Source organism: Shewanella inventionis, assembly GCF_014641855.1.
Classification (GTDB): Bacteria; Pseudomonadota; Gammaproteobacteria; order Enterobacterales; family Shewanellaceae; genus Shewanella; species Shewanella inventionis.
Window position 1 is genome coordinate 83,325 of sequence record NZ_BMII01000005.1, and the last position, 20,495, is coordinate 103,819.

Sequence of the window (20,495 nt, forward strand, 5' to 3'; positions counted from 1 at the left end):
TGCTGATAAGTTGTTTTTTTAAAATGATTTTAATCAGTAGCTTAAAACAACACACGCGTGTATTACGCAGGTAATTGAATACCCATATCACGCATTTTTGCCATTTTATAACGTAAGGTACGGGCACTAATGCCTAATTTTTCAGCGACTTTTTTTCGACTACCTTGACATTGATTTAAGGTTTCTAAAATAATCACATGCTCTTGTGCCTTAAGTTCATCACCTAAGCCCTCAACATCTGCTGATTTGGCATTTTCAGGGACATCATTTGCCAGTAGATTGACATCAGCAGAGTCAATAATAATATCATTAACACTTATCTCATCATTAACCCGCAAAATAAGTGCCCGCTGGATCACATTATCAAGCTCACGCACATTACCCGGCCAACGATGAGTTAATAAACGCCGACTGGCAGCCTCATCGAGTTTAGGCACTTCAGCCATATTTAATGCTTTAGCATGTTTAGCCAACAAATGGCGAGCAAGCGGTAAAATATCTGCCGGGCGTTGATGCAACGCAGGCCAGGTTAATGGAAACACATTTATGCGATAGTATAAGTCTTCTCTAAACTCGCCCGATGCAGCCATGGCTTTAAGATCGCGGTTTGACGTGGCTAAAACACGCACATCTAACTTAATGGTTTTACGACCACCTAAGCGCTCAACTTCACGCTCTTGCAATACGCGCAACAATTTGGCTTGTAGGCCAAGTTCCATTTCAGAGATTTCATCAAGCAATAATGTGCCGCCCTGGGCTTGTTCAAATTTACCCGGGCATGCTTGATACGCACCGGTAAACGCACCTTTCTCGTAACCAAAGAGCGTGGCTTCAAGCATGTTTTCTGGAATAGCTGCGCAGTTAATCGCAATAAACGGCTGACCATTACGTTGGCTATTTTGGTGAATATATCGTGCTAACACTTCTTTGCCTGAGCCGCTTGGGCCCATGATCATCACAGAGGCTTCAGACACAGCAACACGTTGTGCCAGCGCCAATAACGCTAAGCTCTTGTCATCGGCCACCACCGGGTTGTCGTGGTTTTGTTTTAACGGTAAATAGCGAGATACTTGATTTAGCAGCACTTCAGGCGCGAAGGGTTTGGCTAAATAGTCAACTGCACCAAGTTTCATTGCGCTCACGGCACTATTAATGGTTGCATAGGCAGTCATCAACAACACAGGTACTTTAGGCTGGTGTTGCTGCAAATAATTTAGCAAACCCAAACCACCAATACCGTCCATTTGCACGTCACTGATCACCATATCAAACTGATTTGCTTTTAATGCAATAATGGCCTCTTCTGCGCTGCTCACATCAACACATTCATAATGAGCTAATAAAAGAGTATCAAGCAATGCCTCACGTAAATCAGCATCATCTTCAACCAATAAAATATGTGCTTCAGCCATGTGTCACCTCCTGATGTTGTGCTTTTTTCGCATGGGGGAAAATCAATCGAATATGGCAACCCATACCGGGTTTGCACGATAGCTGAATTTGCCCACCATGATTACGCACAACAGATTGAACCACAGCTAACCCAAGGCCTGTGCCCTGACTTTTAGTGGTAAAAAACGGCTCAAGCACTTGCTTTTGCATCGCAGGATCGAGCCCTTTGCCATTATCAATCACATCTAATAATAGGCCGTCTGCAGTTTCACTTGCACAAACTTTAATTTTTGTCGCGCCAGCTTCAATGCTGTTCATCACTAAGTTATTTACTGCAGAACTTAACGCATTGGCGTTAGCTAACATACTTGAGTGTGACGTATCTTCCCACACTAACTCACATTGTTTTCTATCTGCTATTGGCTCACAACTGGCCATCACTTGGGTAATAATATCATCCATGTTAACCGACTCAGCCATACTGTCTTGACGACCTTTAGCCATTAGCAACATGTCATTAACTTGACGCTCTAACTCGTTTAACCTATCCACCAATTTAGACTGAAACTTTGTTCTTGCAGCCTCAGTTAATTTAGGGCTAGCTAAATTTGAGGCGTACAACAAGGCCGCAGATAATGGTGTACGCACCTGATGCGCTAGGGTTGCCACCATTTTGCCTAATGAAGACAAACGCTGTAAGTGTGATAAATTCTTTTGTAATAAACGGGTTTCAGTTAAATCTGTTATCACGATTAACTGCCCAGGCTCTGGTGCTAACGGCGTAATCGCCAATTTAACCCTACGGCCATTTTTAAGCGACACTTCATGGCCATCATCATCTTGTGGCGCAAATGCGCGATGAATAATGTCAAACCAACGAGCGCCCTGTAAAGGTCGGCCCAAAAGCTCAGTAGCAACAGGGTTAGCCAAAGTGACTACGCCATTGCCATCAATAATCACCACGCCTGACGGCATAGCCTGAAGAATATGCGCCATTTGATTAGACATATTGGCAGCCTTACTTGAATAAGCGCTTATCGCCGGCGTAAATACCGGCGCTTTAGCAAGCGCAATGCTTTGACGAATGGCACTGTCACTCGGCCGATAGTTTGGCCGAGACGCTGCATAACCTGTAGTAGTAAACGATGCTGTCATCGGCAACTCAACCTCCGCCATACGCGGATTTGATAACACTCGAGCTGAATACATGGCTACTCCGTCAAAAGAATTACATTTGATCAGCTAGATGCATTAAGTGTGCCAAGGTGAGGCTCTAGGTTCTAGGGGCTAGGAACTCGCAGGCTCGCCAGAGAGCGGACTTCGTCCTTCTAGGTTCTAGGTTCAAGGAACTCGCAGGCTCGCTAGAGAGCGGACTTCGTCCTTCTAGGTTCTAGGTTCTAGGTTCTAGATAGGGGCTGGGTCTTGCAACGAAAAAACACATCCGAAGATGTGTTTTATAAAGTTCTTGCAAAGGTAGTTGCAAAGGTAGTTGCAAAACTAATGTTATTCTTTGCTCATGCCGTATTTGCGCATTTTTTCAACTAATGTGGTCCGGCGGATGCCGAGCATTTCGGCGGCGCGGGCGACGACATTATCTTGTTGCTCTAATGCTTGGCGGATCATGTCAATTTCGAGCTCTGCCAGTAAATCTTTAAGGTTTACCCCTTCTGGCGGTAATTCACTTGGGAAACGGGCTTCAGGTAACTCTACTGGTTCATCATCATTAAAAATTGACGCTAACGCATCACGTTCGAGTTGCTCTTCGCTGATTTCAACGCAGTACTCGGGCACCTCGATGTAACGGTATTTATGAGGTAAATCGTTTACATCTACTAAACCGCCTGGATAAAGAATGGTTAAACGTTCAACTAGGTTAGATAGCTCACGCACGTTACCAGACCAATTATGTTCTTTTAACGACTCAATGGCACGCTGGGTAAAACGCACTTTACCACGGCCTTCATTAAATACCCGATTAACTAACTCGTGTAATAATAAGGGCACGTCATCACGACGCTCACTTAATGCTGGCATTTCGATCGGGAAAACATTAAGGCGATAAAATAAGTCTTCGCGAAATTCGTTGTCAGCGATCATGGTTTCTAAATCACGATGCGTTGCGGCCACAATACGCACATCTGTTGCAATAGTTTTACTGCCACCGACACGCTCAAACACGCGCTCTTGCAACACACGTAATAACTTCACTTGCATTTGCAAAGGCATGTCGCCAATTTCATCTAAAAATAGCGTGCCGCCTTCGGCTAACTCAAACCGGCCTTTACGGGCAGATATTGCGCCGGTAAACGAGCCTTTTTCGTGACCAAACAGTTCGCTTTCAAGTAGTTCTGGTGGAATAGCCCCACAATTGACCGGAATAAACGGACCATCACGACGCTCAGATAAATAGTGAATATTGCGTGCGACAACTTCTTTACCGGTACCAGACTGCCCTAGCACTAATACAGTTGCATCTGAGCCAGACACTTGATTAATTAAATGCCTAACATTAGCAATACCTTCACTGCGCCCCACTAAACTGCGGAATAACTTAGTTTGATTACCGCTGGTTAAGGTATGTTCTCTTTTCGCCTGGCCAAAAACCTGACAAAAATGTAACAGTTCAGTTAATTGAGGGTAGTTAATTGGCTCTTCTATTTGCCCAAGCACATTTGATAAATGCACATCACTGCGGCCAAGCAACAGTATGGGTTGCCATGGCGCAACTGAGGCCATGTTTTTAATGCTGTCGTCAGAAAGCGTATTTTCGGTCACTATCACTACCGCGCGAAAGCGCGATTGCTCAATTAACGCCACTAAAGATTCATTAGAGACAACTTCACACTGTTCACCTAAGAATTCAAAAATGCAGCACAAACGAGTTACGCGCTCTGATGGGGTACCGACAATTAAAATTCTTTGTTCTATTTGCATCATTCAGAAGGCCAAAAGCTCTTGTTATAGGTTTTTACCCGGAAAAGTTACGCTGCAAAAAAGCAACAAAACTAAATACATTGTAGCCAAAAAACTGACAACATTGGCATTATTCTATCATTATTGCTAACTTTTATTTGCTCATCAGTGACATACTGCCAAGAAAAACGAAGCTTAGTAAAAGTCATCTCAACTCGGTACATTATAAGGTTATTAAACAGCTGATCACCTTGTAATTTGAGGGTTTAAAAGGCAAAAGGCTTGTGATTGCCGCTCAAATGCACATAAGTAACCCAACCGAAAATTAAATATGCCAAGACCAATGTTGCCATTTGCCTCACATTTGTACACATTAGCCGGAGTTGCAGTTAAATATTGTATTATCAGCAGGTAAGAAGCAAGTAACAGTTACATTTTATCTACATCAAGCCACATTTTTAATGAAAATGTTGTTTTTTAAGTCAAAAAATTAAGATTTTACCCAAGTAGTGTAACGTAAATCACAACCGGTAACCTAATGGATGAATTCAAGAGATAGGCGCCAAACCCTAGATAACAAAAAAGACGCTAAGCGCCTTTTTGAGTTTACATACTGTATGCGGTAAATTGTATGCGATTACGTTTAGCTTGCCTCAGAGGTCAAGTGATGTTGGTCTTGCGGGATAGCATCCCAGCCTTCTTTAATGGTTTTTAAAATCGACACCACATCGTCAATTGCTTTTGGATCGTTATTGATGTTAGCTTCCGACATTCTTATTAGCATGAAGTCATAGAGTTGAGTTAAATTGCCCGCAACTTCAGCCCCCGCATCCATGTTTAAACTGCCATTTAACCCATTAACAATACCAATAGCCTTACCAATTAATAAACCACGATTGGCAATGTCACCTTTTTCCATCGCTAGCTTGGCTTGAGCTAGGCGCTCTAAAGCACCAGCGAGTAACATTTGAATAATACGATGTGGTGTTGCTACAGCCATGTTGCTGTCAACAGAAACCTTACGATATGATTGCATTGAACCGCGCATATTTACACCTACCTATTTGAATCTATTGCTTTATAAACATTAATTTGGCGTTTTGTGGTATTGCCTGTCTGCAACAAGGATTGTCTAAAATCCATTATTTTTCGACTTCGCTTAATGAATGTCTGGGTCAAATCAAACTGTTGTTCAAGTACTTCTCTGTTAGTAAAATTTGTATCAGACACTAGGGCGTGCAATAACTTTTGACGCGTATCAATCAGTACTTGCAATTCTGATACCAAATCTGTAACAGACTCATCTTCTGGCTTAGATTTTTCAATTTTATCAATAACAAGCATCAACTTATTATTAATAGCATTAATTTCGGTCATTGAGTTTGTCAAAAAAACCTCGTTTTAATCGATTAGCTTTATCTATAGGTTGATATTTAAATCTATTTACAACGCGCGCACATTGCAATTGCTAACTCACAAGCCCTTAATGTCACTTATCAATACTAGTTGTTATTCACCAAACCAGGTAAAGAGTCTAGTCGTGACTGTAAATCGCTTGAAGTACTGTTTAAGCTGGCCACAATTAAATCCATGGCATTGTATTGAGCATAGAGGCGATCACTGTATGCAGCCATACGCGTTGCTAAAGCTTCACGGCTATCGGTTAAACGGCTTAACTGATCGTCTAACGATGAATCTCGGCTATCTAGAACACCACCAGAATCTACATAACTATCCATTAACGAAGACATTCTGCTGGCAAGGCCAGTATCTTCGGTACTGAACATTTCAGCTATGGCGCCAGTATCATTAGCAATCGCTTCTGTCAGTTTGGTTGAGTCAACTTCTAACAAACCTGCTGTAGTCGTTGTAATACCAAGGTTTGCGAGCATTTTATCGCCGTCAGAGGTGCTGTACTGGCTCGATAACATATTACGCATCTGGCTTTGAATACTGCGCGGTAACGAATCGCCTTGCAAAATGCCTGCTTGCTCAGTATCGGCATCATAACTGCTTAAATCTTTAATGGTAGTCATAACACTGTTATAAGCGGTAACAAAACCTTCAATTGCGGCTTTGGTTTTTGCAGTGTCTTTACTTACTGTTAAGGTGGTAGTTTTATCAATGTCGGCAGCCGTTAATGTTAACGACACGCCAGTGATACCTTCTTCAATGGTGTTTTCTTGCGACACCACTTTTACACCGTCAATATACACAATGGCATTTTTGGCTGGAGTGACTTCGGTCATGGTAAAGGTATCTGCTAAGCCAGTATTGCCGTCGCTATCTGTTGCGGTTACGCTAATAGTGCTGTCTAAGCCTGTGGTTTTAGAACCTAATACTAATTGCGGGCCTAATTCGCCATTAATGATGGTGGCGGTAACATCATCGTTATCATCTGAACTGTTAATCTTGTTCATGATTTCAGTTAAGGTGTCAGTCGCTTCTACATCAATATTAAAACTATTACTGCCAACGGCTATGGCTAATGAGCCTGTACCAATTGTAGTCGCGTTATCGGCGACTACTGCCGTGCTCACTTTTTGGCTTTGGGCCAGTTGCTCCACTTTTACCTGATAATTGCCCGACACCGCGGTTTCATCAACGGTCGCACTAAGATAATCTTTAGTTGATACAGCAACCTTTTGACTGCCAAAAGTATCAGCCTCCGTTAATGCCTCAAGCTTAGTTTGAAACTCAGACATGGCACTTTTTAGCGCACCAATACCGGATATTTTTGCAGTGATGGTACCTTCATTAGCATCAAACTGGGCAATTTTACCGGCGCTTTCGGCATCAACCAACGCGGTTACAATGCCGCTGATATCAATACCTGAACCAATACCTACTGATGTTAATGCCATAATACCCTCTACTTACAATATTCGGTTATCGATAAAACTCATTAGTGTCACGGTAATCTAAACGGTTGTAATAAAATTACATTGTCATTTACTTTAAAACTACACTTCAGTTTTCATCAGTAAACCAGTGACTTCGTTTAACTTTTTGGCAATTTCTAACGCCTCTTCATTAGGCATCTGCCTAATCAACTCGCCAGTGGCGACATCAATCACCTTAACCACTTGTATGCCTAAGTCTTCATCCACTTTAAAGGCTAAACCTTTTTGCATCATGCTCATGCTTTCAGTGATGTCATTTACCGCTTGATTAAGCTCATCAGCATCTACTTGAGTTGCTGCATTTACTTGTTCTGTGCTGCGGGCACTGTCAGCGGCTTTTTGAATACCATCAGCTGGTAAACCTAAATTAGTCACATTAGACTGACTTCCTACCTGAGTAGCCACTGGCCGACTCACTGAGTTAGCTAGGCTCTCTTTATGCAAGTTACTGTTCGATGCTGTTACATTGACATCCATGATACACCTCAACTGACCTAATAAAACAAAGCAAAATTCACACCAGTTTTAATTGCCTTGATGGTTAAATATTCCGTTAACTCGAACCATCAACACTTGAGTAAATATTACTTTATTTCAAGTTTTAAAACATAAAAGGGAGTATCGCAAGCGATCCTCCCTGTCTGTTACCTTTACACTAGCTCATCGCTATTAATAGTAGTTGCTATATTAAGCGTCTATTATAGTAGTGACAATGCAGTCTGAGGGATCTGGTTAGCCTGGGCTAACATCGCAGAAGAGGTCTGAGACAAAATCTGCTGCTTAGTTAACTGTGCTGTTTCAGACGCGAAGTCAACATCTTGAATACGGCTACGAGCATCGGTTACGTTTGATTGAACGTTACTTAAGTTACTAATAGTAAAGTTCATACGGTTCTGTACCGCACCTAAGTCAGCACGCTGTGAGTCAATACCTGCAATCGCACCATCAATAATAGCAAGTGCAGACTGCGAACCAGAAGCTGTAGAAATATCTACCGAGTTCACACCAGCAAAAACCCCCGAAGCTTCAGTAGATATTTCAGCTGTAATACCTCCAGAAAGTGTATATGAATCTGAAGAACTTAGAGATATAGCACCTGAAGCAGTAGCAACAACACCAGCAGCAGTTACGTTTGTGGTTGCGCTTGCAGTACCATCTCCAGATATATTTTCTAATGCGAGCGCACCCGTAGTGTTACTTGCTAACGAAGTAAAATTAATATCTGCGCCTTTTGAGCTAGTAATTGTTAACACACCACTATCGATGCTAGCTGAAACTCCTGTCTCACCTGAAACGTTATTTATAGCTTTTGCAAGATCATCGTTGCTTGAAATTCCTGTTAGATCAAGCGATGAAGTACTGGTGCCGTCATCAACATTCATTACTAATGAAGTATCGAACGCAGCAGTCAAATTGGCTGTCACTTTAGTTTCAGCTGTAGCTGTTACTCCTGTACCAGCCTTATTTATTTTACTAGCCACTTCCGTCGCGGTATCATTTGCTGCAGTCACTACGTTAGTAGAGGTCGTTCCCTTAGTAATAGCTAAAGTGCCACCAGCCGAACCATTTGACCCAGCGGCAGCAGCAACTAGTGCGCCGCCATATATTGAGCCTGCTGCATTACTTTGATATGCACCAATGTTAGTAGATGCTACAGATTTTAGTGACACATTAATCGTTTCATTGGCTTTTGAACCCACTTGAAACGCTTGCGTTCCGTAAGAGCCATCAAGTAAGTTTTGACCACCAAAAGAGGTTGTTTCAGCAATACGAGTTAATTCAGCTTGTAATGAGTTCACTTCTTTTTGCATTGCGGCTCTGTCTTCAGAAGAGTTTGAACCGTTAGCAGACTGTAGTGATAAATCACGCATACGTTGTAAAATGCTGGTTGATTGCTCCATTGCACCTTCAGCTGTTTGTGCAATCGAAATACCGTCGTTAGCATTACGCATCGCAACACCGATACCGTTGATTTGACTGGTCATACGATTTGAAATCTGTAAACCGGCAGCATCATCTTTGGCACTGTTAATACGAAGACCTGAAGATAAACGCTCCATAGACGTTTGTAAGCCACTGTTAGCACTATTTAGGTTACCTTGTGCTTTCATTGATGTGACGTTGGTGTTTACTGAAATAGCCATAATTGTTGCCCTCTACCTAACTTAAATAGTGCCTGTCAGTTGTGTCAGGCAAAGTTTATTTTCTACATACACTGTAACGGCTCGGTAGAAAAAACCTTTAGGGGTAATTTTCGCTATTTTAAATAAATTGATTAATTACATAAAAAATTATTATAAATCAATAAATAAAAAAAGCAGGCCATTTGGCCTGCTTAATAGGAATACTTAATTGACAGAATTTGGTTAACCTAATAAAGATAATGCAGTTTGCGGAATTTGATTAGCCTGGGCCAACATTGCTGATGAGGTTTGTGACAAAATCTGCTGTTTAGTTAACTCTGCAGTTTCAGACGCAAAATCCACATCTTGAATACGGCTGCGAGCATCAGTTACGTTACTCTGAACGTTACTTAAGTTACTAATAGTGAAACTCATTCGATTTTGGATTGCACCTAAATCAGCTCTTGAGCTATCAATACTAGCGATTGCACCATCAATAATATCAATTGCCGATTGAGCTCCAGCAGCAGTTGATACATCAACAGTATTTGCTCCAGTAAACACCCCCGCAGTCTCTGTGGTTAATTCAGAAGCAATACCACCACTAATAGAATAAGCAGAAGACGCACTCAAAGAAATGGCTCCGGCTGCAGTGTGAGTAGCGTTAGTAGTACCCATATTTACAGTCGTACTTGAAACGCCTGCTCCTGACACATTTGTTATTGCTAGAGCACCAGCAGTATTAGTTCCCGAAGTAGCAAAATTAATATCCGCACCATTGGAGCTCGTAATTGTCAAAACGCCGCTATCAATGCTAGCACTGACTCCTGTCTCACCAGATACATTATTTATAGCTTTTGCTAGATCATCGTTATTACTAATGCCAGTTAAATCGAGTGAGGATGTATTGTTACCATCATCTACACTCATAGTTAGTGCTCCGCCGCTAAATGCAGTTGTTAAGTTTGCTATTACTTTAGTTTGTGCTGTAGCTGTAACTCCAGTGCCTGCTTTATTGATCTTACTAACCACCTCAGTAGCAGTATCATTGACAGCAGTAACTACAGTAGTCGTTTTCGTTCCTTGAGTAATTGCCAAATTACCACCTGCCGAACCGTTGGTTCCTGCAGCTGCTGCAACAAAATTACCACCAAAGATACTTCCCGCAGCATCACTTTGATATGCTCCTATGTCAGAAGCTCCGATAGATATCAGTGAGACATCAATAGTTTCATTAGCTTTAGCACCGACTTGAAATGATTGAGTACCATATGAACCATCAAGCAACTTTTGGCCACCAAATGAAGTTGTTTCAGCAATACGAGTTAATTCAGCTTGCAGTGAATTGACTTCTTTCTGCATTGCAGCTCTATCTTCTGCAGAGTTTGAACCGTTAGCGGATTGCAAGGATAAATCACGCATACGCTGTAGAATATTAGTTGATTCTTGCATCGCGCCTTCTGCGGTTTGCGCAATTGAGATACCGTCGTTAGCATTACGCATTGCAACACCAATACCATTAATTTGGCTGGTCATACGGTTTGAAATCTGTAAGCCTGCAGCATCGTCTTTTGCGCTGTTGATACGCAAACCAGATGATAAACGTTCCATTGACATAGAAAGTTTGCTATTCGCGCCATTTAAATTATTTTGCGCTTTCATTGATGTGACGTTGGTATTAACTGAAATAGCCATATGTAAATCCTCTTCTTAGTTAAACGCCAAGACTCGGAGCTTGGCTAAACGGTTAATCATGTAAACTGTTTAATGTGTTTTTTAAAACTAGCGCCCAATAACTGGAGCTTTACAGCTAACAAGCCAGTTTTTTTTGCGCTTCAAGCTGTCAATTTATGGTCTATAAAAAACCATCATTAAAAGCCTGGGTGAACGTGTTATATATAATCAAACAAACTGAGCGTGCCGACTTTAGTAAACAAACTTGATACCGCGTTAAGCGCTAACTGCTGCTTTTCAAACTCGGTAATCGCTGAGGCAAAATCTAGGTCTTCTAACTTCGATAATGCCGAGGTGTTAATAATCTTTTCGTCAGTGTGATTGTCGCTGTACTGTTGCAACACTTTTAAGCTGTTGCCGGTGTAGCTGCGCTGCTGACTCATTTGATTGACACCACTGTCTAAGTTATTCAATAGTTGTGCCAACTCTGCTTGCCCTGCTGGCGTTTGTGTATCATCGCCACTTTCAAATAAGGCAATAGCCTTGCTTAACGTATCGAAAATACTGACTTCGGCGACTTCTTCTATGCTAAAAGTATCGCCAGCTTGTGGCTCGCCATCGATGTTAACCGCAATACCGTTAACGGTGACCGGCTGCGATGCGTCAAAAGGTGTTACCGTTGTGACAAGGTTTGCCGCACCGTCGTACACTTCAACATTAAGTCCACCAGCACCGTCGTCTACAAAGCTAAAACTATATGTATCAGGTAGATGCGCTGATGCATCAATGATTTTGGCACTGGTCACCACAAAGTCGCCTTGCTGTAATGACGAATAATTGACGCCATAGTCACCCATTGCATTGGGCGCGTTCATAAAGGCGGCATCACCTGGGGTATTGGTGTTCACCTGTACGCCGGTGGCAATATTACTTTTACGAATACCTGAGTCGCCGCTGTAAACTATTTGACCGTTATTGTCGAACGCAAATGGAATATCGTTAGTTTTAGTGCCGCCAAAAATATAATTGCCCGACTCGTCTTTGGTGTTAGCGATGGACATTAATTGTTCAAGACTTTGACGCATGTCATCGGCAATCACTTGCCGCTCTGCGGAAGTCATGCTGCCGTTTGCTGCACGTAGCATAGATTCTTTCATGCTGGCGGCTAAATCATCGGCCTGGCCTAACTGGCTTTCGGTTTGTTGGACATGATTGGTGGCGTAGTCGATGTTTTTAATAAATTGCTCAACCAAGGTATTTTTTTGCTTAAGATTATCAATCGCAATGGCCGCTACTGGGTCGTCGCCTGCGGTTTCGACTCTTTTACCGCTGGAGATCTGCCCCACAATGCTATTAGTGGCAGACTGCTTTTCTAAAATACTGTTGGTACTTTGCTGAAACATTTGTCCGGTAGAAATTCTCATGGCTTATCTCCTAACGAACCGAGCTTAATAAGCTGTCAAAAATAGTTTGCGCGGAAGACATAATGCGCGCGGCGGCCTGGTAAGACTGTTGGAAGCGCAATAAATTGGCGGCTTCTTCGTCTAAGCTAACGCCCGATTCGCTTTGCACTCTGTCGTAGGCTTGCTGATAAATGGCCGAGGCTGAATCAACTCGAACTTCTGCCGCTTTGGTTTGGCTACCAATATCTAATTTGGTGTTTTCAAATACACTAGTTAAGGTGCCTGTGCCGTTGTTCATTAATTTGACGTCCGACAATTTGGCCATTTCAACTGCGTTGCTGTTATTACCTTCGGCAAAGGCGAGATCGAAAGTAAAGGTCTCTGGATTCACAGCGGTGCCACTAGTGGTGATGTCAAAGTCCACACCAAAGGCATTAATGTTGTTATTGGAAATAACGCCCGTGCCTAATGAAGTGCCGGCACTGTCAAATGCTTGATAAGTATTGGCGGCGGTATCAATCGCAAACGTAATTGATGAACCCGTTGCAGTACCCGGAAAACCGGTGGCGCTTGAGTCCATGCTGTTTAAGCTAATTGTGGTGTTGCCCGAGTTTTCTGAGTCAGCGGTTAAGGTTGGCCCTGCAGCGGCAATGCCTTTAGGGTCGGTCATGACGACACTGATACCCGTTGCAGCACCTGCTGTTGGGCGGATTTCAAATTTATCGCCATCAGCAATTGGACCATTTGCGATATTAATAGTAAAACCTGCACTACTGGTAAGTTCGGTGCCCGATAGTGTCAGGGTTGATACTTCACCGGTTTGATTATCTTTTAATGCATAGCCTGCAGCTGTGGTGTAACTTAACTCATAACTGCTACCAGATAGCGCGCCCACGTCGTCAATATTGACTGACAAAGCTGCAGAACTGGTGTTAGTTGAATAACTGCCAGCGCGGCCAGATGACATTAACGAGCTGTTAATATCGCGAAAAATATCACTGCCCACTTCGCCATTTAAATCAAAACCACTTGATTGCATTTGGTTAAAGGTATCGGCTACGCCTAACGCTAACTGGCCTAACTCGTTACTTGCTGGTATTAAGGTGTCGTCGCGATAATCAAACAAAGCACCTAATTGCCCCCCTAATTTACTTGGGTCAACAATTAATGTTTTATCACTAATGGATGCTGTTAGCTGAGGCTCTGCGGGGAACGGGTCGCCAGCCGTCACGCCCATGCTCATGGCCACTTCGCCCGATACCAACATAACAGAGCCGCCAAGCATAATTGATTTAGCACCTGTATCTAATGGGATCACGTTCACTTGTGCGTATTCGCTGAGCTCTAAGATAAGGGCATCTTGCTTGTCTAAAATCTCGTTGTTATCTTGCTGCGACTTCATTAACTCTAGGTTAATGTTAGCCAGCTCTTTGCTGATTTCATTAATTCGGGTGGTAACTGACTCAATTTGGCTGTTGGTTTGCTTAACCTGATTATCAAGTTGCGATTGCATTTGATTAATATTGATAGCCAGTTGCTCAGCAGTACCTATGGCGCTGCTACGAATACCTAAATCTGTTGGTAAGTCTGCCACGCTGTTAATGCTGGCAAAAAACTCATTAATACTGCTAGGCACCATGCTGCCTACTTGTGCGTACAACTCGTCTAGTTCACTGAGTTTTGAATAGGTGGTTTCTGCCGCGCTCATGCTGGTTTGGCCAATGCGTAACTCGCGCGCGGCAAACTCATTGTAAACACGTTTAACGTCAGATACATACGTACCTGTACCATAAAAGCTGTCGCCAATACGTTGCGATTGTAACGTGGCCTGCGTGGCCGTTTGGCGGTTGTAACCTTCGGTATTTGCGTTGGCGATGTTATTACCGGTTACCCCAAGTTGAGACTGAGATGCCATAACACCCGTGCGTGCGATACTGAGTAGATCAATCGACATTATTTAGTCTCCAGGGGTAATACGGATTTAAGGCCTTCTTTTACCGACTTCATCACGTTAATGACCTTGTTGGCATATTGTGGGTCGGTGGCATAACCCGCCTTTTGCAGGGCACGAATAAACTGTGTTGGTTCTGCTGCCACTTTGCGGGCGTCTTCATAACGATCGCCTTGGCCAATAAACGACACAAAGTCGCTAAAGCTTTGTTCAAGGTCGTCGTACATTCTAAAGTCTGCTTTTTGCTGCACCGGGATGCCTTTTTCAAACTCTAGGGTGTTAACTGAGGTTTTTTCCCCCTGCCAACGTTTATCCGCTTTAATATTAAATAAGTTGTGGCTCATTGTGCCGTCGTTACGGCGAACCACTTTTTGACCCCATCCGGTTTCGAGTGCCGACTGAGCAATTAACACTTCTGCCGATGTACCTAATGTTTTGGCGGCTTTTTCAGCATGCGGATATAACACAGAAATAAAATGCTGTGGGCTGGTAAATTCGCTGACAGGCTCACCTTTTTGCTTAAGTTTGTTGGTCTCTTGCGGCAAACTATTGCCAGCACTGATTGCAGCTGTAGTCGGTTTTGCAGTTTGTTTATCTGCAAATGATTGACTAGCTAATTGCTCGCCACGTAATACACTGGCAAGTTGCTGTGGCATAGCCGACGCCATTTCGTTTTGGTTAATGGCATGATGTGACGTTGCTACTTGCTGTGCTGGTAAAATGCTGTCTAACGTGTCTTGATCAAGCTCGCTTGGCTGTGGCACAAACATGCTAGGGTTAACTTTGTTGTCACTGTCGCCACGTAAAACCGACGCAGGCGTAACAGGGCTGTTATTGGGGTCAAGTTGTTGCACCATAAGCTCTGCAAGGCCTAGCATGCCTTTGTTTGACAAGTCGACCGACATTTGTTGGTCGCGCATTTGTTCAAAAAACTCTGTGGTTTGGCTGTTCATCGGGCTGTCTGACTTAAACGCGGCATTGGCATCACGCATGCTTTTCATGAGCATTTGAATAAAAATACCTTCAAATTGCTTTGCCGCTTCTTTAAGTGCCCCCTTCTCGTCTTTCTGGGCTTGGACACGAAGTGAATCTAGTCCTCCTAGATCCAGAAAGTTCGATGAATTTGACAGCTTTTCCATAGTCATACCGACAATTTTTAGATGATGATAAGTTCACCATGCAAAGCGCCTGCCATTTTTAATGCTTCGAGTATGGCAAGTACGTCAGATGGTGCGGCGCCCACTAAATTGACGGCTCTTACAAGCTCATCAAGGCTGGTGCCTGGATTAAACATAAACATACGACGATCTTTTTCTGACACATCAATCGTGCTATTAGTGGTTACTACGGTATCGCCGCCAGCTAGCGCATTGGGCTGTGACACTTGGGTGGCTTCAGCAATAGTGACGGTTAAGCCGCCATGGGTAACTGCTGCGGGTAATAATTTAACGTGTTGGCCGACCACTATGGTGCCGGTGCGTGAGTTAACAATGACTTTGGCTGACTCGTCTGCAGGTTCTACCTCAATGTTTTCAAGGGTAGATAAAAACGACACCCGTTGTGATGCATCGCGCGGGGCACTTACTTGAATTGATGTTGCATCAATAGCGCGAGCCATGTCTGGGCCAAGTAAATCATTAATGGCGTCGGCCATGCGTTTAGCCGTTGAAAAGTCTGCACGGCGTAAATTAAATGTCAGAAAATCGCCACTTGAAAATGGGCTTGCCACACTGCGCTCAACAATTGCGCCGCTGGGTATGCGCCCAACCGTTGGGGTATTTTGAATCACTTGTGAGCCGTCTAACCCTTCGGCACTAAAACCACTCACCACAAGGCTACCTTGGGCAATGGCGTAAACGTTGCCATCTACCCCTTTTAAGAAGGTTTGAATCAGTGTTCCGCCGCGTAAACTTTTGGCTTCACCTAAGCTCGACACGGTAACGTCAAGGTTTTGACCCGGCTTAATAAACGCGGGCATGTCGGCATGAACCGCCACCACAGCCACGTTTTTTGAATTGGGTCTTACGGTGTCGGGTAAATTAATGCCAAAGTTTTTAAGCATGGTGCGAAAAGTCTGCTCGGTATATCGAGTTTTTTCACCGGTGCCAGGTAAACCAACAACTAAGCCATAACCAATTAACTGGTTACTTCTTACGCCTTGAATATTGGCAATATCTTTAATGCGCTCGGCATGTACTGGGGCTGTTAGGATTAACAGCGACGTCATTAGCGACACCAACAATTTGATTTTCATGTATTACTCCTTAAAAAGGCCACCAGCTGCTCATGAAAAACGAATTCAACCAACCCACTTGTTGTGAGTCTGCAAATGTGCCGGTGCCACTGTATTGAATACGTGCGTTAGCTACACGGGTTGAATCTATGGTGTTGTCTGGGTTGATGTCCTGGCTACGCACTATGCCGGTAACGCGAATAAACTCATCACCGTTATTGATTGAAATCCACTTTTCACCGCGAATAACCAAGTTACCGTTACTAAGCACTTGCATAACGTTTGCCGAAATACTGCCATCGAGGCTGTTAGATTGGTCGGCATCTGCTTCGCGCTTGGTGTCCATGCTGTCGGTGTACCCGAGATCAAGCGGTATGCCATTAATTGACACATTTTTACCACCGGCATAAACCGGCTCAACGCTGAGGTTGCTGCCTTTAGATATTTCGTTATTGGCGCTTTTTTTAGCTTGAGTCGACTCTTTAAGCGTGACGGTAATAATGTCACCTACTCGATGAGCGCGAATATCAGAGTACAAACTCGACGCCTGAGTATCTAAATAAATCGAGCCTGTTGCGGCCACCTGAGTTGGCGGCGCATCTGGGTAAACTGGCGCATAGTAAGGGTCATCTGCAATCGGCTTTTTAGGGGTTGAGTTACAACCCATTGCCAACAACACCACCGAGGTTAATGCTAGGTATTTAATCATGATAACTCCTTAGAGGTTCTGATTAACGTAAGACAGCATTTGATCAACGGCTGAAATGACTTTTGAGTTCATCTCATAAATACGTTGACCTTGAATTAAGTTGACTAGCTCTTCTGTCACGTTGACGTTAGAGGTTTCTAACGCACCTTGGCGAATTGACCCTAGGCCATCTTGCGATGCTGTACCTTGAATAGGCGTGCCACTGGCACCGGTTTCTGTGTAGAGGTTTTGTCCTAGCGGATCTAACCCAGATGGATTAATAAAGTCGGTCATGGTGAGCTGGCCAATCACCTGGCTTTCTGCGGTGCCCGGTATTTGCACCGACACTTCACCTTCAGCAGATACGGTAATACTTGTCGCATCATCAGGGATTGTTATTGGCGGTTGTAATACATAACCAGAACCTGGGGTAACGATTTGGCCGGTATCATCTAGGCTGAATTGACCGTTACGGGTGTAGGCTGCTGTACCGTCTGGCATTTGTACTTCAAAAAAACCTGAACCTTCAATCATTAAATCTAATGAGTTGTCGGTGGTTAACATACTGCCTTGGGTAAACATTTTTTGAGTCGCGACAACTTTAGTACCCGCGCCAATGTTTAAGCCATTAGGCAGTTTTGTATTGTCAGCACTGATACCACCGGCCTGATTAACCGTTTGATAAAGTAAGTCTTCAAACACCGCACGACTTTTCTTGAATCCAACCGTACTGGCGTTAGCCACGTTGTTAGAAATCACCGAGATGTTAGTTTGCTGGGCATCAACACCTGTTTTACTTATCCATAACGCTGGAATCATAATAATTACTCCTAACTAATTCTCATCAAGGAAGTCGACGAGCGATCTATCTCTTCGGCGTTCTTCATCATTTTGACTTGCATCTCGTATTGACGCTGAATATCGATCATTGCAACCATTTCATGTACAGGATTTACGTTGCTGCCTTCAACCGCGCCGCTTTCTACTTCAACATTAGGGTCGTTTGGCGCATTACCACCCGCCATTAGACGAAACAAGCCGTCTTCGCCACGCATCATTTGATCATTACCTGGGTTAACCAGTTTGATCCGGGCGACTTCTTCAATCACCTCGGCGGTCGCACCTTGTGGTCTCACCGAAATAATCCCGTTGGCGGCAATTTCGACTTTTTCAATAGGCAGTGGTAATACAATTGGCCCTGCATCGCCCATCACCGGACGGTTGCTGCTGTTAAGCAGTAGTCCTGTACTGTCAAATTTTAAACTGCCTGCTCGGGTGTAGGCTTCGCTGCCATCAGCTGCTTGAACCGCTAACCACCCCTCACCTTTTACGGCAACATCAAGGTTGCGGCCGGTTGTGACTATTGGGCCACTTTCAAAGTTACTGCCTGGGCTTTCAATCATTGAAAAAACACGGCTCGGTAAACCTTCGCCAAATGCCTGCATAGAGCGAGCTTGAGTCATGTCAGCCTTGAAACCGTCAGTATTGGCATTGGCAAGATTGTTAGCGCGCACAGCCAAAGCGTTCATGCCTTGCTTAGCGCCACTCATGGCAACATAAAGAAATTTGTCCATTTGCTGCTCCGTCAAACTTTCTGCAAAAATAATATACATAAAGCAAGCAAGCATCGTGCCAAAGGTGTTGTTTGCGTTTTATTAGACTTAAGCTTTTGAATGTAAATAGGTAAAAATTAGACACGTTGATAACGAACTGTCAAAAAATCAACAAAGTTGCAGCAAATAAATGAGAGGAGAATTTAACAGGCAAGGTGTTGCCGACAACGGCAACACCTTGTAAAGCGGTAACACTAGGTTAATTATTTAGCGGATCTGCAACACGGTTTGGTTTAGCGTGTTGTTCACCTCAAGGGTCCGGGAGTTTGCCTGGAAGTTACGTTGAGCTGAAATCAAATCAACCAATTCTGTGGTCAAATCGACGTTTGATTGCTCAAGTGCTGATGACTGAATACTACCAAACGTACCACTGTTAGCTTCACCTGCTAACGCTTCACCTGAGTCTAAACTGGCTTTCCATGACGTGTTACCCACCTGAGTTAAGCCTTGCTCGTTAGCAAAGCGCACTAACGCTACGCGGGCTAATGGCACGGTTGAACCATTACTGTAGCTTGCGGTGATCAAACCATCTGAGCCAATACCCACATTGGTTAAACGGCCAACGGTAATACCGTCTTGGCTTAGTGATGTCACTTCAAAAGGTGATGCGTATTGAGTCGGGTTATCAAATCTGACTTCAATGGTTTGTGTACCATCGGCGCCCGGATCCAATACTCCGGCACCAGTAGAGCCAAGCGCAACGGTTGTGATTGTATTTGGACTGCTAGCAGTGTAAGCACCGACGTCGTTAAACGTGAGCACCGAACCATTCCACGCGGCACCAGCCGGGGTTGTTGCACTTGCGGTGCCTGTGCCGTCGGCAGTGCCATCACCATCAGCGTCAGTGCTATAGGTGCCAGCGCTATCCACACTAACAGGCTCTCCATCTACCGCATAAAATGCCACCCAGTTACTTTCACCAGTAAGTGACGCGTTAGTGGGTTTTACAAAATAAGTGGTCATAATATGAGACTCACCTAGTGAGTCATAAATGGTCACTGAGGTTGAGTTGTTGTAAGTGTCTGAGTTGTCAGGGTCAAAACTAGCTGGGTCTAACGCTTCGTCACCTACGTTCAAATTCATTTGCATTTCAATAAGGCTAGTTTTAACCGGGCTACCCGCAGTGTCAGGAATTTGAATAGGCTGAGTAGTTGTTAAGCTAACCGAGGTTGAATTACCTTCGTCATCTACAGGGAAGCCTTGTAAAAAGTTACCAGCGGCATCGACCATATAATTATCAGAGTCAACTTTAAACGCACCTGCACGCGTGTAAGACAAATCTTGTGTGCCCACACCAGAAGATGTGACAAAAAATCCGCCGCCACTAATGGCCATATCAAGCGAGTTACTGGTAAATGATAAACTACCTTGATGAAACTGTTGGGCAACCTGGGTGGTTGTCACCCCGCCGCCAACAGCCGTTTTACTGTTAGAGAAAATCGAGTTGGCATACACGTCGGCAAATTCGGCACGAGACTCTTTAAAACCGACTGTGTTAACGTTAGCAATGTTATTTGCTGTTGTGTTTAAATCTTTTTGCGCGGCAGAAATACCACTCAGTGCAATGTTAAATGACATAATTCACCTCAAAGTTTAATTCAT

General features: G+C 43.8%; 17 protein-coding genes. All 17 read right to left on the minus strand.

Features of this window, described 5'->3' with window-relative positions; translation table 11 throughout:
- Positions 1 to 62: 62 nt before the first annotated feature.
- The 17 genes from IEW93_RS04155 to flgE all read right to left on the minus strand — a co-directional run bounded on the left by IEW93_RS04155 (position 63) and on the right by flgE (position 20,471).
- Positions 63 to 1,412 carry a sigma-54-dependent transcriptional regulator gene (locus tag IEW93_RS04155; RefSeq protein ID WP_188737205.1) on the minus strand — a complete coding sequence of 450 codons (1,350 nt, stop codon included), beginning with the start codon at positions 1,410 to 1,412 and terminating at the stop codon, positions 63 to 65.
- Entirely contained in the window at positions 1,405 to 2,601 is a 1,197-nt protein-coding gene (locus IEW93_RS04160; RefSeq protein ID WP_229706611.1) for a sensor histidine kinase, read from the minus strand. The genes IEW93_RS04155 and IEW93_RS04160 overlap by 8 nt, the downstream gene beginning before the upstream one ends.
- A gap of 294 nt (positions 2,602 to 2,895) precedes the next feature.
- Positions 2,896 to 4,329 carry a sigma-54 dependent transcriptional regulator gene (locus IEW93_RS04165; protein WP_188737207.1) on the minus strand — a complete coding sequence of 478 codons (1,434 nt, stop codon included), beginning with the start codon at positions 4,327 to 4,329 and terminating at the stop codon, positions 2,896 to 2,898.
- A 619-nt stretch (positions 4,330 to 4,948) separates the two neighbouring features.
- Positions 4,949 to 5,353: a flagellar export chaperone FliS gene (gene fliS, locus IEW93_RS04170; RefSeq protein WP_188737209.1), complete on the minus strand. Its 405-nt coding sequence runs from the start codon at positions 5,351 to 5,353 to the stop codon at positions 4,949 to 4,951.
- An 8-nt stretch (positions 5,354 to 5,361) separates the two neighbouring features.
- A complete protein-coding gene (locus tag IEW93_RS04175) occupies positions 5,362 to 5,694 on the minus strand; it encodes a flagella biosynthesis chaperone for FliD, FliT (protein ID WP_188737211.1) in 333 nt (110 codons plus the stop codon).
- Between the two features lie 113 nt (positions 5,695 to 5,807).
- A complete protein-coding gene (fliD, locus tag IEW93_RS04180; protein ID WP_188737213.1) occupies positions 5,808 to 7,169 on the minus strand; it encodes a flagellar filament capping protein FliD in 1,362 nt (453 codons plus the stop codon).
- Positions 7,170 to 7,268: 99 nt separating this feature from the next.
- The gene (locus IEW93_RS04185; protein ID WP_188737215.1) at positions 7,269 to 7,685 is read right to left on the minus strand and encodes a flagellar protein FlaG; all 417 of its coding nucleotides are present in this window, start codon (positions 7,683 to 7,685) and stop codon (positions 7,269 to 7,271) included.
- Positions 7,686 to 7,906: 221 nt separating this feature from the next.
- Entirely contained in the window at positions 7,907 to 9,352 is a 1,446-nt protein-coding gene (locus IEW93_RS04190; RefSeq protein ID WP_188737217.1) for a flagellin N-terminal helical domain-containing protein, read from the minus strand.
- A gap of 222 nt (positions 9,353 to 9,574) precedes the next feature.
- Positions 9,575 to 11,026, minus strand: coding sequence for a flagellin (locus IEW93_RS04195; RefSeq protein ID WP_188737219.1), 1,452 nt, complete (start codon positions 11,024 to 11,026; stop codon positions 9,575 to 9,577).
- Between the two features lie 197 nt (positions 11,027 to 11,223).
- On the minus strand, positions 11,224 to 12,429 hold the full coding sequence (gene flgL / locus IEW93_RS04200; protein WP_188737220.1) for a flagellar hook-associated protein FlgL: 1,206 nt from the start codon (positions 12,427 to 12,429) through the stop codon (positions 11,224 to 11,226).
- Positions 12,430 to 12,439: 10 nt separating this feature from the next.
- Positions 12,440 to 14,362: a flagellar hook-associated protein FlgK gene (gene flgK / locus IEW93_RS04205; RefSeq protein ID WP_188737222.1), complete on the minus strand. Its 1,923-nt coding sequence runs from the start codon at positions 14,360 to 14,362 to the stop codon at positions 12,440 to 12,442.
- A complete protein-coding gene (flgJ, locus tag IEW93_RS04210; protein WP_188737224.1) occupies positions 14,362 to 15,498 on the minus strand; it encodes a flagellar assembly peptidoglycan hydrolase FlgJ in 1,137 nt (378 codons plus the stop codon). Before flgJ ends, flgK begins: the two co-directional genes overlap by 1 nt.
- Before the next feature lie 17 nt (positions 15,499 to 15,515).
- The gene (locus IEW93_RS04215; RefSeq protein WP_188737226.1) at positions 15,516 to 16,613 is read right to left on the minus strand and encodes a flagellar basal body P-ring protein FlgI; all 1,098 of its coding nucleotides are present in this window, start codon (positions 16,611 to 16,613) and stop codon (positions 15,516 to 15,518) included.
- 10 nt (positions 16,614 to 16,623) lie between these two features.
- Entirely contained in the window at positions 16,624 to 17,301 is a 678-nt protein-coding gene (flgH, locus tag IEW93_RS04220) for a flagellar basal body L-ring protein FlgH (RefSeq protein WP_188737228.1), read from the minus strand.
- 9 nt (positions 17,302 to 17,310) lie between these two features.
- Positions 17,311 to 18,099, minus strand: coding sequence for a flagellar basal-body rod protein FlgG (flgG, locus tag IEW93_RS04225; RefSeq protein ID WP_188737231.1), 789 nt, complete (start codon positions 18,097 to 18,099; stop codon positions 17,311 to 17,313).
- An 11-nt stretch (positions 18,100 to 18,110) separates the two neighbouring features.
- Complete coding sequence (flgF, locus tag IEW93_RS04230) at positions 18,111 to 18,854, minus strand: flagellar basal-body rod protein FlgF (RefSeq protein ID WP_188737233.1); 744 nt, start codon at positions 18,852 to 18,854, stop codon at positions 18,111 to 18,113.
- 246 nt (positions 18,855 to 19,100) lie between these two features.
- A complete protein-coding gene (gene flgE / locus IEW93_RS04235; protein ID WP_188737235.1) occupies positions 19,101 to 20,471 on the minus strand; it encodes a flagellar hook protein FlgE in 1,371 nt (456 codons plus the stop codon).
- Positions 20,472 to 20,495: the final 24 nt, after the last annotated feature.